The organism is Polynucleobacter antarcticus (genome assembly GCF_013307245.1).
Taxonomy (GTDB): Bacteria; Pseudomonadota; Gammaproteobacteria; order Burkholderiales; family Burkholderiaceae; genus Polynucleobacter; species Polynucleobacter antarcticus.
On the sequence record NZ_CP028941.1, the window covers coordinates 1,306,134 to 1,319,261 of the forward strand.

The following is a 13,128-nucleotide window of genomic DNA, read 5'->3' on the forward strand; positions in this document are numbered from 1 at the left end:
CTTCAACCGCGATCCCAGCCATTTGCACTCATGGCTGCTAAACGAGCATGGTGTGTTAAATCTAATTGCATCGGCGTAATGGAAATACAGCCCTGATCAATCGCATGGAAGTCTGTTCCTGCCGTACTGTCTTTTGCGAAGCCTGCGGCACCAATCCAATAGATCGGATCACCACGAGGACTCTTTTGCTCAACTACAGGTTGAGAGTGATGGCGATTACCGAGACGCGTTACGCGCCAGCGAGATAAATCGGCATAGGAGCGGTTGGGAATATTGACATTCAGTAAAGTAGCAGCGCCTTCAGTATGAGATGGCTTTGATGCTAGTAATTGCACAACGATATCGTGAGCAGCCTTAGCAGCATCTTCAATCTGATTCCAGCCCTTATCAATTTGCGAAAAAGCAATTCCTGGGACTCCAAACATCACCCCTTCAATCGCAGCAGCAACAGTACCTGAGTACAAAGTGTCTTCACCCATATTCTCACCCTGGTTAATGCCAGATACTACCAGATCAGGCTTCTCATCTAAGAAGCCTGTCATCGCAATATGTACACAATCCGTTGGCGTGCCATTGATAAATAGGAAACCATCTCGCTCACCACCAGCAACGCGATGAATCGACAATGGTCGAGACAGTGTTAAAGAATTAGATGCGCCGCTATGATTTTGCTCAGGTGCAATGACCGTGATCTTGCCCAACGGCCTGATGGCATTTACTAAAGCCAAGAGGCCCGGTGCAAGGTATCCATCATCATTTGAAATCAGGATATGGGGCTGCTTGGTATGTTCACTCATTTTTAATTCAATATGGTTATCAATTCGCTTGGGCTTTTACTACCTGATTTAGAGTGCGGCCCCTAAACCATCCATATATTACTGGTAATACCAGCAGAGTCAAAATAGTAGTAGTCACCATCCCACCTACGATGACTAGGGCTAAAGGGCGCTGCGCCTCAGAGCCAATTGAATGGGATAAGGCAGCCGGAAGCAGTCCAAAGCCAGAAAGCATGGCTGTCATCAAGACCGGGCGAACCCGAAGTGAAGCACCCTCCACCATGACATCCTTCATTTCTGCATGGTCTGTAGCAGCAGTCTTGTTAATAAAGGAGATCAAAATCACACCATCCTGAATCGCAATGCCAAAAAGAGAAAGGAAGCCAAAGAAAGCCGAGATGCTTAAGGTTTCGCCAGCAAGATGGAGCGCGAGCACGCCACCAATTGCGGCAAATGGGACATTGATCATCACAATCACTGCATCACGGAAGTTACCAAAGGCACTTACCAATAGTAAGAAAATTCCCAATAAAGCGAGCGGCACAATCACCATGAGCTTATGCTGCGCTTGTTTCATCTGATTAAACTGACCATCCCAACTAATCGAATAGTTTGGCGGCAAAGTAATGTTTTGTTCAACTAAAAATTGCGCATCCTCTACGGCACTACCTAAGTCTCTATTGCGGACACTGAACTTAATAGCAATGTATCGTTTACCGGCTTCACGATAAATAAAGAATGGCCCGTCAGATAGCTGCACAGTCGCTACCATAGATAGAGGGATTCCTGATCCATTTGGGGTGTCTACTAATAGATGACCAATATCTGAGACATCATTTCGGCTATTTTCATTTAGTCGAATTGCAACACCAAAGGTCTTTTCATCCTCTAAAAGATTAGTCACTGCAGCACCACCAATTGCATTCGCAACTACCGTCTGAATATCATTTACGTTAACGCCATAGCGAGCAGCACGATCACGATCAATCTGAATGTTGAGCGTGGGCTGACCAAGCTCCTTCAAAATCCCTTCGTCAGTAACCCCACGCACCTTTTTAAGCTGGTTCAGCACTTCATGCGCCTTTTGATCTAATACCTCCAAATCTGTGCCGTAAATTTTGACCGAGTTCTCCCCTTTAACACCGGACAAAGCTTCATTCACGTTATCTTGAATGTATTGTGAAAAGCTATAGGTAATTCCCGGAATCTGATTGAGCTCTTTCTCCAAGTTAGCAATCAACAGTTTTTTACTTGATCCCTTAGGCATCTTGTCAGGACTCTTAAGATAGAGGCCAAATTCTTGGTTAAACACACCAGTTGAATCCGTTCCATCATCGGGACGACCGATTTGACCAGCAACCTTATCAATTTCTGGTTGCTTGATAAAAGTTTCGCGCAGTTGATTTGCAATTTTGACGGAGTAATCTAAATCAACTGTATTAGGCAGTGTCACACGCAGCCAAATATTATTTTCTTCTAAGGTTGGTAAGAAAGCGGTTCCGAGACGCATAACGCTCAATAAAGTTAAGCCCAAGACAAATACTGAAACGGAGACCACAGTTAAGGGGCGATCCATCCACTTTCTGAGCAAGGGCTTGTAGGCCTTTAAGAGTTTAGTCATAAACCCAGGCGGTTTATGTTGCAGGTTTTCACCAAACACTAAAGAAATCATCGCTGGCAAGAACGTGAGGCTTAAAACCATCGCTGCAATTAAAGCAAAGCCCATGGTGAAGGCCATTGGTTTAAAGATGATGCCCTCTACTCCACCCATAAAGAACAAAGGAGAGTAAGCAACAATAATGATGCCAGTAGAGTAGATCATTGCACGCTGGACTTCACTGGTAGCCAAAACAATACTTTGCTTAAGACGTTTGCCACCCTCTTCCAAATGGCGCATAACGTTTTCCGTCAAAATGACTGCGGAGTCAACAATCACCCCAAAATCAATAGCGCCCAAAGAAATCAGGTTAGCTGGCACGCTCCATAAATGCATTTGAATAAATGAAACACATAGTGCCAAAGGTATAACGGCGGCTACTACTGCAGCGGCACGTAAATTTCCCAAGAAGAAGAACAGCACTGCCATCACCAAAGAAATACCGAAGAACAGGGTGTGCTTCACTGTGCCAATCGTAATATCCAACAACACTTGGCGATCATAAAATGGTACAACCTCAATACCTGGTGGCAATATTTGCCTGTTAATATTTTCCACCGTGTGGCGTACACGCGCCAACACTTCGCTGGCATTTTCACCGCGACGTAAATAAATAATACCTTCCACAGCATCAGGATTATTATTAAATTGGAACATTCCTAAGCGTGGTGCATTGCCAATTTCCACAAGAGCGACATCACCAATCCGAATAGGTACGCCATTGGCATTTGAAATCACGACTCGCTTGATATCATCAATATTTCTTAATAGGCCGACACCGCGCACAACAAATTGTTGTTCGCCAGTAGGTAGTAATCCGCCGCCAATATTGCTATTGGCATTAGTCAGAGCGAGAATTAAATCATTGACTGTGACACCCTTGGCTTGCAGCCCTTCTGGACTAACAATCACTTGGTATTGGCGCACCTTGCCGCCAAAAGAAGATACGTCTGCAACTCCTGGAGTTTGCTTAAGCTCTTTATAGATCTCGTAGTTCTGCAGTGTTTTTAATTGCGTGGATGAGGCGTGATCTGATCGCACCTCATAACGCATGATCTCACCAGTGGCATCTGAGTCCGGACTAATACTCGATGTGACACCGAGTGGAAAAGTAACATTACTTAAATTAGCTACGAAACGTTGACGCGCCTGAAATGCATCAGTGGTGTCATTAAACTTTAAGGTAACAACCGACAAACCAAATAAGGACACTGAGCGAAAAGCTTGTAAACCAGGAATACCCGCCAAGGCATTTTCTACTGGAATGGTGACCTGCTGCTCTACTTCCGTAGTACTTCTGCCCGGCCATTGTGAAATCGCCTGAATCGTTAAGGGTGCTACCCCAGGGTATGGCTGAATTGGCAGCTGGCTCAAACTGAACATGCCTAAGCCCAAAAGACCGATAGAGGCAACGATCACGATGACGCGCTTCTCTACCACTCCCCGAATGAACGAAGTCAGTACACTCACTTAATCTTCCTGCTTAGCAAAACGATCATTTAGCAACACAGCGCCTTGAGCCAAGATGCTTGATCCTGGCTCTACGCCTTGGGTAATCGCAAAGGTCTTACTATTAAGATCATAACCTTTAACCGGTAAGCGGCGATAAATCTCATCACCCACTTTAATAATCACGTAGCGCATTTCTCGAATACGTATAACCGCAGTTTGTGGAACAACAATTGCATCAGTCGTACCAGTGGTAAGTCGCGCTGAGGCAAACATATCAGGACGCAATAAATTATTAGCGTTCTCTATTTCAGCACGCACCAACAAGGCGCGGGTTTGTGGATCGATAGTGGGAGCGATGTAGTTCGCATAAGCAATAAATTCTTTATCAGGATAGGCTTCGACCCGAATGACCATTCTGAGTCCCGGCTTAATTAAGCGTAGATCCTGCTCAAACACATTACCTAAGAACCATAATTGTTTTGGATCAGCTAAGGTAGCAATCACATCGCCAGAGCTCACGGCAGAACCTGGTTCGACATGGCGCTTAACAACGACTCCTTTTAATGGAGAGCGCATTACTAAGTTACCTTGGGTAACTCCGGTGGTTTCTATCGCCTTAATATCGCCATCATTAGCACCTAAATTTCGCATACGATTCGCGGCCGCTTGCTGAGTAATACGGGCATCGCCCAGTAAATCACTCATCGTCTTACTTGACTCTAATACCTTAGCAGTCTTAGAAGAGAGTAAATATTCTTGCTGTGCTGAAATAAATTCAGGGCTATACAACTCCACAATAGGTGAGCCAATATTAATTTCAGCGCCATCAAAAGCAAAGATACGCTCGACTCTGCCTGGTGCACGCGCTGATAGGATCTTGGATTTTTCAGCATTAAATGCCAAGCGCCCAGGCACTTTAAGATCAACGGGCACCACTCCCTTTTCAGCAGTCTGAAATATATAAATATCCGGATTGAGTTTTACACCAGCCAACTTCAACTCCAAGATACCGCTCTTTTCTACCTTAAGGGCTTTATCAGAAGCTTCTATTTTGACGTTGCGATTGACGTTAGTTATACGGCCGACTACGATGCCTAATGAGAGTATGGCAAATGCAAAAGCAGCTAAGCGCACTCGGTTCCGGTTTTGGGGGCTTAAATTCCAATACAAGCCAGAAGCACTAGCAAAACCCAATTGCAAACGATGTCCACCAAAATGCATCACCTTATCAAGGATGTGCTTTGCTTTATCAGCTAACTGCTTTAGATATGAGAGTATTTTGTCTTTCAATACAGTTCCTTAAAAAGGTTCTTTGCCCGATGTCACAAGCAGTACCGCTTGCGCTTGCAGGAGATTACTTTCTGCTAATGCCAATTGAACCTCAAGCACCCGCAATTGCGTTTGTGCTGTGAGTAAATCATTAAACCCTTGGCCATTATTTGAATATTGCGTTAAGCCTACTTTATAGGCAGCATCGGCTTGGGGTACTTGGCGCTCTTTTAAAAATTGAGTTTGATTCTTAACTTGCTCGTAATTAGCGTAAGCACTGTTAACTGCTAAGCTAATTTGCTGCCGATTAGAAATGTTACCTGCTTCAGCCGCTGCTTGTGTTCGCTGGGCTTGCTCTACGCCATAACGCTCTTTTGTAAAAAAATATAAGGGAATAACGAGATCAAGCTCAAACTGATAAAACATCGCCCCATTGTTCGCTGAAAAAGGGCCTCGCGGTGTATAAGATGATCCAATTACCTGAAAATCTGGTAAGTAGGCCTTCTTTGCCAGAGTAACGCCTTTGCGAGCCGACTCTAATTGCAAGGCAGAACTCTTGAGTGATGGGTGACTTGTTTCCGCATAATCCTCTAGCTCAATTAAGGTCGGAACACTGTTAATAGCTCGACGCACGTCACCGCGTAATACAAGCTGTTCACGAGAATGGCGGCCTACCAAAGTATTAATACTCTTGAGTGCAACCTGTAGCTGACGTTCCACATTGAATTGATCCGCTTGCGCAGCACTTTGAGATACCTGGGCATTGAGATACTCAATATAGGCGGCGGCATTATTAGAGTAGCGTGCTTTGGCGACATTTTTAATCATCTCTAGACGCACGACAGACTCTTTAAGAACCTGCAGTTGCTTTTGAGCTGCTAATGCTCCGTAATATAAAGTTGATAATTGAGCGCCCAATTGCAAGTAGATAGATTCACTTTGGGCTAGGAGTGCTTCGGCATTGGTATTAGCAATCTCTGACGCTAAACTGCGCTTGCCTGGAAACTGAAAAGGCTGCGCCACTGAGATGGCGTTATTGCTACTAATGCCTCCTGGATTGGCTGCTGTAGGCGTATTGGCAGCGCCTAATGCAAATGGCGAGTTTGCTGGCATACCAGACCAGACCAGACCGACTTGCGGATTGGCTGGTGCATTAATCTGCGGTACGGTTGCCTTGGCAGATAAATAGGATTCACGTAAAGATGATAGTTGTGGGTTATTGAGCTTGAGCTCCATCCATAACTGTCGTAAATCCATGTCAGTGGCACCTGATGGCATCCCCTTGGTATAGATCTGCGGCGTATTGCTAGAAGTGATGGGCGTAAAGAGTGATGCTGCATTTCCTGAGTTGGCTGGACTTACAGTAGGAGGTGCCGATAAAACGATCTTAGGATCACCTGTCTGCACAGTGACCGTAGATGGAATAGCTTGGGCGAAAATAGTGGAAGAGAAAAATAAAGCTGTGACAAATAAAGGTAGATCAGCGATCCGTGGAAACGAATACGCTTTAGCTTGAACAAGGCACGACGTTTTGCTGTGGCTGCAACTCAAATTGACTACCTCTATAACCTCTAAAACCGCTATTTTTATTGTGCTTCATGCAGAAAAAACTGCATATTCACTTTATGAGTCAGATTATAGGGGAGAACTCGTAAAAGTCTATTGCAAGGCTTTTCTTAACTTATTGATTACAAAGACAATAATCGATTCTGATACCATCGAAATATTTAGAATTCAGCATGCACTCTTAGAGATAGGATGTTAATGGGGCCTCTAGCAGCGTTATAGGCTGGATTAATCACATGCTGAAAGTTCAACCCCGCTAGTACATTTTTAATGACCGTAGCGTTGTAATAGATCTCCCCAATCCGCTCTGGACTATAAGAAATGGTCTGCGTTGGACTGTTGTAATCACCAATGAAATAAGAAACACCGCCAGCCTGGAGATAAGTGCGACGATAACTGGATAAGCCATTTTGCATCATGGCGATACCTACACTATCTTTAGGGCGTTGCCAGCCAGTGCCATTCATACCTATACCAACCGATAAGGAGTTATCTGCTTCCGTAAAAGACATGGTTTCTGTTTTTCCGTCAGAGGTAAATGCCCGTGCATAAATTCCAAGATCTTTCGTCAAAGCCTGTTCCCCGTGAATACCTACCCCCGTTTTAATTTGTGCATTATTGCGCACATAATTAATGGCCTGGGTCCCTTGGGCATTATTTTGAATGACATAATTTGTTGCATCCGTAAAGCGTGCGAGGGTCATCTGATTACGATAAGCCAAGATACTGACCTTACCTGGAAGCTGAGCAATATGATGTTGGCGCTCTACCTCGACCTGATCGCCATAGCTATTGAAGATTTGCCAATTGAGATCACGGCCATTAGGAGATTTGGGGGCAAGCATACGGGAAGCGCGTAATACCCAATGATCTAAGTACCACTCTCCTGCTAAGCCTGTACTGTAACCACGCGCATCCGCTGCATAGTCATACGCTAGATAAGTCATATTGCCCCAGTTCATAAACTGTATGCGTGGATCTTTCGCGTATCGACTGTCATCAAAGATATCCAGCGTAGAGAACTGCCCCGCAGTAATCACCACACGATTGCTGCTGACTGTTTGGGTAATTTGATTGGCTTCATTTTCTAGTACGACCTTATCACCGGCTTGATTGATAGTGTGGCGCATAAAAGCACGGGCAGAATAAAACTTGGCTTGAGAGCTCGTTGCTTTACTCCCCTCGCCATTTGTAAAGCCGCCCAAACCTGATAAACCTGAAAATGCAACGCCAGAGATCACCTCTGGATTGAAATACACATCTGTATTTGGTGCAATACGTGCGCCAAAGAATAAAGTACCAGACCAGGTGTAGCTCATAGACTTATCACTTGATAAGCTTCTGATGCCTGAGTATGAGGAAGTGAAATTGTTGTAGCGCTGATTAATATACGTAGTTTGCCCATGCAGATTGACGGGCAAGCCTAAAAATTCACCTTCAGTATTGATACCGTCAATAGGAGAAGCAAAAGTGGCAATTTGATCTGACCCAGATCCTGCTTTTTGAGCGGAAACAGATGTGCTTAGCATCACACCGAACATGCCACTCAATACAGCTAAGAAGAGGAAATAAAACTTGCGGGTCATACACAATTTCACGATGGGTAGTAGTGCCAGCTCTAAATGAGGAACGGTCTACTGAAGTCAACAATCAAAAGATGAATAAAGGCTCAGATGTGAGTTTCAAACTCAACACGGATATACCCCAAATTATCTCTAAAAAGAATTAATTTACCTAATAATGATGTCAGTATGGTGACGAATACACCTCTGGCTGAGCTTGAGAGTGCCTAGCCTACTGCGCGACGATCCATCAACGCCCTAGCTAAAGTGCCGGCATCTACATATTCCAGCTCACCGCCAACAGGAATGCCTCGAGCAATTCGGGTGACTTTAATACCTTTTGATTTTAGTACCTCGCCGATGTAGTGAGCTGTAGCTTCACCTTCACTGGTGAAATTAGTAGCTAAAACGACCTCTCTGACGGTGACGCCAGTATCTGGTGCTTCAATACGATTAAGCAGTCGATCAAAATGAATTTCATTGGGGCCCATACCATCTAGCGGTGAAATACGGCCCATTAATACAAAGTAATTACCTTTAAAGCTCAAGGTCTGCTCAACCATCACTTGATCTGCCGGGGTCTCCACGATGCACAGCAAAGATGGATCACGGCGATCATCGCTACAAGTCACGCAGATTTGAGTTTCTGAAAACGTATTACAACGGGCGCAGTGGCCAACAGTCTCTACAGCCTCACCTAAGGATTGCGCCAGTACTGCAGCTCCATTACGGTCATGCTGTAATAAATAAAAGGCCATGCGTTGTGCTGACTTCGGCCCTACTCCAGGCAAGACTCTTAATGCCTCAATCAGGCGACCGAGTGCATCTTGAGGCGCTTCATGACGTGCCATTAATTAGCCGCCATCAAAACGGTAACTTAAATCCAGGAGGCATTGGCATCCCTGCAGTCGCTCCAGACATGACTTGATTATTAGCAGCCTCGACTTGCTTGAATGCTTCTGTATAGGCGGTCACCAGTAAATCCTCAAGCATCTCACGATCATCCATAGCACCTGGATCAATCTGTATCCGCTTCATCTCATGCTTACCAGAAATCGTCACTTTAACTAAGCCACCCGCTGCTTGGCCAGTTACTTCTAGCGCAGCCAATTGCTCTTGCGCTACTTTCATCTTTTCTTGCATCTGCTGAGCTTGTTTCATCAAACCCGCAAGGCCGCCTTTCATCATCACTTTTTCCTTTTTTTACTAATGTATCGATTTTGTATATCGTAATATCTCGTTCTTAATTGAAATACTTACAGAGGCTTTACAGAGCCACCCACTACTTTGGCTCCAAACTCTTTTTCTAGTTGCTGGATAAATGGATCTTGTGCAATCATTTGCTCGGCATTTTGTCTTTTCTCTTGATGTATTTGAGCGTCAACTTTAGCTACTGTCTTTACTTCAATTTCACCTTTTTCAGTTTTTTCACTTTTTGCAATCGTCACCTTGACGGGTTTACCAAAGTGCGCCTTTAACGCATCTTCAAGACGACCCACCGAAGCATCTGAAGCCAATTGTGGCATTGGCGTTACTACTATTGCCCGCACACCTGCAGCAGAATCATGCCAATCTTGTAGCTCCGTCTGGAAAGCCAGCTGCTGAACCAGACCCTTAACAGGTAATTGACGCATTAAAGCATGCCAGTCTGGGCGCTCAGCACTAGCAGAAACTGAACTGACTGATACTGGTGAAGTAACAACAACGGGGGCTGCAGTTATGGTGGGTGCAGCCGGAGCGGATGATCTTGGGGCCAATCCTGCTGGAGGAGCATTACCGCTTGAGTTACTCACGCCCCCTACTTTGGGTGTTTCATTGCCAGGACGAAAGGCCAGCATGCGTAAGAGCGTCATCGCAAAACCTGTTTGCTCGTCTGGTGCCAGCGATAAATCAGGGCGACTGGTAATACTAATTTGATAAAAGAGCTGCGCTTCTTCTTTTGTCAGTACGCTAGCCAAACGATGAATCTCTGCCGCCTCAGGCCAATCTTCTAAAACAGATTCGGGAACAATTTGGGCTGCCGCAATTTTCTGAATCAAGCTTGATAGATCAGCCAGTGCAAGTGAAAAAGACATACTGCGTTCACCCATCTCATTAGAGATATTGAGTAAAGTGGCGCCATCTTTTGTAATCAGAGAATCTAAAATACGAATGAGATACGCATCATCTAGGGTGCCCAGCATGCCACGAACTGCTTCTTCTGAGACTTTACCGGCTGCATAGGCAATAGCTTGATCCGTGAGGGATAAAGCATCGCGCATGGATCCTTGAGCTGCTTTTGCTAATACGCGTAATGCATTGGTTTCGTACTCAACTTTTTCAGCGGCGAGGACTTTTTCGAGATGCTCAACAATCAGCGGAACTGGCATTTGTTTTAGATTGAACTGCAAACAGCGGGAGAGCACCGTAACTGGAATCTTTTGCGGATCGGTGGTTGCCAAAATAAACTTGACATGCTCTGGTGGCTCTTCAAGAGTTTTGAGCATGGCATTAAAGGCGTGATTGGTGAGCATATGCACCTCATCAATCATGTACACCTTGTAACGTGCATTACTGGGTACGTAAGCAGCCTTCTCTAACAGCTGAGCCATCTCGTCGACACCCCGATTACTCGCTGCATCCATTTCGATATAGTCAATAAAGCGGCCAGCATCAATTTCTAGGCAAGCGGGGCATTTTCCGCAGGGCTCTGAGGTCATGCGGCCTTGCCCATCTTCCCCAGTGCAATTCAGGGCTTTTGCCATAATTCGGGCAATCGTGGTCTTACCTACCCCACGGGTACCCGTAAATAGCCAAGCATGGTGAAGTCGGCCTTGATCTAAGGCGTGGGTTAGGGCCTTGACCACATGGTCCTGCCCCACCAATTGGGAGAATGTTTTAGGTCGCCACGAACGGGCTAAAGCCAATGCTGTCATGTTTCACATTCTAACAAGCTAAAATGTAATTGGACGGGCCTCCTCGCATGGTGGGCTGGATAACCTGGTCAGGTCGGGAACGAAGCAGCCAAACCCATTCTCTGCCAGTGCCGGGGGTCAGGCTCGTCCACCCTAATTTTTTTACTTATCCTTCCTCAAGAATCCAGTCGCATTTGTGACAAGCCATTCATTTATCTGAATCGATAGCATCTGGGCTTGGCTCATAAGCTCGTTCAACATAGCATCACTCACTATGTCACCTAAATAATCAATAGCATTCCGCTGTTTGCGCAACTGGTCTAAAGTGATTAGGGTTCGTGTATCAGTGCCAATCGTAAGCGCCAAAGTTTGAATCAATGTTTGATGGTGCCCGGGTTTACTCGTCAGTACTCTGTAGCCATTCGCTTGCAATGCTGCATTCGATGCCTGAATGATTGACTTATAAGCTAAATCAAAACGACTCTCATTACTAAGCCCCTTTAATTGCGCATCTTTCAAGCTGGACTGGGAGGCCTCCAATAAACGCGCAATACTGAGATTGTCGTACTCTATAGAATCAAGCGTTATCCCAATAAGATTTTTTAACAAGCTGTGTGTCTCCATGGATAAGCAGATCGTGCTCATTGCCAATGATGTATAGCTTTGGTTTGCTTAATACATCACGAATGAAGGCTCCATTATCTTGCACTAGCTTGATCCAATCCTTAACAGTAAAAACCTTGGGGTTAATTTCTCTCCCGAGTATTTTTTGATACTCATGAAGAGTTGTAACAATTTCACCAAAGTTAACATCGCCAATTATCATCAGGTCGATATCACTATTAATAGTTGACGTGCCGCCCGCAGTAGATCCATACACAAATGCAAATTGAATCTGATTTTCTAGAGGCAGCAAGCCCTGAAGTAAAACATCCACTAGACCACTTGTTTTTTTAGGTATGCTGCTTATCTCATCGAAAATTGGGCACGAAGTATCTGCTTGGTAATGCGTTTGGTTGCCGATCCTTTTTACAGTCACTAACTCCGCATGCTCGAGCTTGATCATTTCTCGTTGCAATGTTCCTGGTGCTGACCCAGTTAGGCGCGCAATTTGACGCAAATAATAAGATTGCTCGGGGTGCAACAGCAGTAGCCCCAATACGCGACTGCGATATTGACTAAAAAGTATTGTTGAAAGTGAAGACATAGGCATAAGATTGCCATATTGTTGCTTTAATAACAACAATTGTTGCTATTAAAGCAACAATATCTACGATTTACGGCCTATGACTCAATAACCAATCCTTTAAAGCCAAATCAATCTTGGTCTGCCACCCAGCTCCAGATGCTTTGAATTGCTCTAGTACATCAGTAGATAAACGAATGGTAATAATTTGTTTTTTAGGTGACTTACTGACACTTCCAGCAGGTCTGCCTCGAAGTTTCTTCGCAAATGCAGCCCTACCTTCTTCCTCGGAGACGACCTTGCCACCTAAAGTCCAGACGGCACGCGCCAGGTCCTCATCTCTTAGCTCTGGAGCGTCATCTGGATCAACCCATTCACTTGATATATTTTTTAATTTCACGTTCATTTGCTTTTCTCATTGAAATAATTCTTCTCTTTGCTCCGCGAACCGTCCACACCAGTACTACAAGACGATCATCTAGAAAGCCATATGAAATAAAACGTTGCTCGCCATAGGGCCCTCTTTCATCTTCTATAGTTGCGGCATCTATAAAAACCTCACTTGCACGGGCAAAATCTAAGCCGCGATCCAAAAGAGTCTGAAAGCGCTTTTGCTTGTCATACTCAATGTTTTTATTTGATTGTACTAACAATTTATTCATGGATCAATGAATTATTTGTATTTACAATTAAATAATACTCAAAATACGAATTACTACGATGGTCAAGTGTGAGCAAGCTGAAATCTCCTCTTAATAGATGAGTT

12 protein-coding genes and 1 other RNA gene are annotated in these 13,128 nt (G+C 44.7%); 1 reads left to right on the forward strand and 12 read right to left on the reverse strand.

What is annotated here, in order from left to right:
- Positions 1 to 2: 2 nt before the first annotated feature.
- The 8 genes from surE to dnaX all read right to left on the reverse strand — a co-directional run bounded on the left by surE (position 3) and on the right by dnaX (position 11,197).
- Positions 3 to 797, reverse strand: a complete 795-nt coding sequence (gene surE, locus DCO16_RS06830) for a 5'/3'-nucleotidase SurE (protein WP_173942954.1) — start codon at positions 795 to 797, stop codon at positions 3 to 5.
- A 19-nt stretch (positions 798 to 816) separates the two neighbouring features.
- The gene (locus tag DCO16_RS06835) at positions 817 to 3,903 is read right to left on the reverse strand and encodes an efflux RND transporter permease subunit (RefSeq protein ID WP_173942955.1); all 3,087 of its coding nucleotides are present in this window, start codon (positions 3,901 to 3,903) and stop codon (positions 817 to 819) included.
- Positions 3,904 to 5,175: an efflux RND transporter periplasmic adaptor subunit gene (locus tag DCO16_RS06840; RefSeq protein ID WP_173942956.1), complete on the reverse strand. Its 1,272-nt coding sequence runs from the start codon at positions 5,173 to 5,175 to the stop codon at positions 3,904 to 3,906.
- 9 nt (positions 5,176 to 5,184) lie between these two features.
- Positions 5,185 to 6,705 (reverse strand): TolC family protein, encoded by a 1,521-nt coding sequence (locus tag DCO16_RS06845; protein WP_173942957.1) that lies wholly within the window; start codon positions 6,703 to 6,705, stop codon positions 5,185 to 5,187.
- Between the two features lie 176 nt (positions 6,706 to 6,881).
- Positions 6,882 to 8,306 carry a carbohydrate porin gene (locus DCO16_RS06850; RefSeq protein WP_173942958.1) on the reverse strand — a complete coding sequence of 475 codons (1,425 nt, stop codon included), beginning with the start codon at positions 8,304 to 8,306 and terminating at the stop codon, positions 6,882 to 6,884.
- Between the two features lie 203 nt (positions 8,307 to 8,509).
- Positions 8,510 to 9,133, reverse strand: a complete 624-nt coding sequence (gene recR, locus DCO16_RS06855) for a recombination mediator RecR (RefSeq protein ID WP_173942959.1) — start codon at positions 9,131 to 9,133, stop codon at positions 8,510 to 8,512.
- A 13-nt stretch (positions 9,134 to 9,146) separates the two neighbouring features.
- Positions 9,147 to 9,470 carry a YbaB/EbfC family nucleoid-associated protein gene (locus DCO16_RS06860; RefSeq protein ID WP_173942960.1) on the reverse strand — a complete coding sequence of 108 codons (324 nt, stop codon included), beginning with the start codon at positions 9,468 to 9,470 and terminating at the stop codon, positions 9,147 to 9,149.
- 68 nt (positions 9,471 to 9,538) lie between these two features.
- Positions 9,539 to 11,197, reverse strand: a complete 1,659-nt coding sequence (gene dnaX, locus DCO16_RS06865) for a DNA polymerase III subunit gamma/tau (RefSeq protein WP_173942961.1) — start codon at positions 11,195 to 11,197, stop codon at positions 9,539 to 9,541.
- 32 nt (positions 11,198 to 11,229) lie between these two features.
- On the opposite strand from dnaX, the gene ffs reads away from it, so the two are divergent.
- Positions 11,230 to 11,328, forward strand: an RNA gene (ffs, locus tag DCO16_RS06870) — signal recognition particle sRNA small type.
- Positions 11,329 to 11,338: 10 nt separating this feature from the next.
- On the opposite strand, the gene DCO16_RS06875 is transcribed toward ffs, so the two are convergent.
- The 4 genes from DCO16_RS06875 to DCO16_RS06890 all read right to left on the reverse strand — a co-directional run bounded on the left by DCO16_RS06875 (position 11,339) and on the right by DCO16_RS06890 (position 13,024).
- Positions 11,339 to 11,785 (reverse strand): DNA-binding protein, encoded by a 447-nt coding sequence (locus DCO16_RS06875; protein WP_217426638.1) that lies wholly within the window; start codon positions 11,783 to 11,785, stop codon positions 11,339 to 11,341.
- The gene (locus DCO16_RS06880) at positions 11,754 to 12,383 is read right to left on the reverse strand and encodes a nucleotidyltransferase domain-containing protein (protein WP_173942963.1); all 630 of its coding nucleotides are present in this window, start codon (positions 12,381 to 12,383) and stop codon (positions 11,754 to 11,756) included. Before DCO16_RS06880 ends, DCO16_RS06875 begins: the two co-directional genes overlap by 32 nt.
- Before the next feature lie 70 nt (positions 12,384 to 12,453).
- Positions 12,454 to 12,768: a BrnA antitoxin family protein gene (locus DCO16_RS06885; protein WP_173942964.1), complete on the reverse strand. Its 315-nt coding sequence runs from the start codon at positions 12,766 to 12,768 to the stop codon at positions 12,454 to 12,456.
- Positions 12,737 to 13,024 (reverse strand): BrnT family toxin, encoded by a 288-nt coding sequence (locus tag DCO16_RS06890; RefSeq protein ID WP_173942965.1) that lies wholly within the window; start codon positions 13,022 to 13,024, stop codon positions 12,737 to 12,739. Before DCO16_RS06890 ends, DCO16_RS06885 begins: the two co-directional genes overlap by 32 nt.
- Between the last annotated feature and the right edge of the window lie 104 nt (positions 13,025 to 13,128).

Coding starts and splice junctions, on each gene's coding strand:
- surE (WP_173942954.1), bottom strand. CDS start 797: ATGAGTGAACATACCAAGCAGCCCCATATCCTGATTTCAAATGATGAT.
- DCO16_RS06850 (WP_173942958.1), bottom strand. CDS start 8,306: ATGACCCGCAAGTTTTATTTCCTCTTCTTAGCTGTATTGAGTGGCATG.
- recR (WP_173942959.1), bottom strand. CDS start 9,133: ATGGCACGTCATGAAGCGCCTCAAGATGCACTCGGTCGCCTGATTGAG.
- DCO16_RS06860 (WP_173942960.1), bottom strand. CDS start 9,470: ATGATGAAAGGCGGCCTTGCGGGTTTGATGAAACAAGCTCAGCAGATG.
- dnaX (WP_173942961.1), bottom strand. CDS start 11,197: ATGACAGCATTGGCTTTAGCCCGTTCGTGGCGACCTAAAACATTCTCC.
- DCO16_RS06880 (WP_173942963.1), bottom strand. CDS start 12,383: ATGTCTTCACTTTCAACAATACTTTTTAGTCAATATCGCAGTCGCGTA.
- DCO16_RS06885 (WP_173942964.1), bottom strand. CDS start 12,768: ATGAACGTGAAATTAAAAAATATATCAAGTGAATGGGTTGATCCAGAT.
- DCO16_RS06890 (WP_173942965.1), bottom strand. CDS start 13,024: ATGAATAAATTGTTAGTACAATCAAATAAAAACATTGAGTATGACAAG.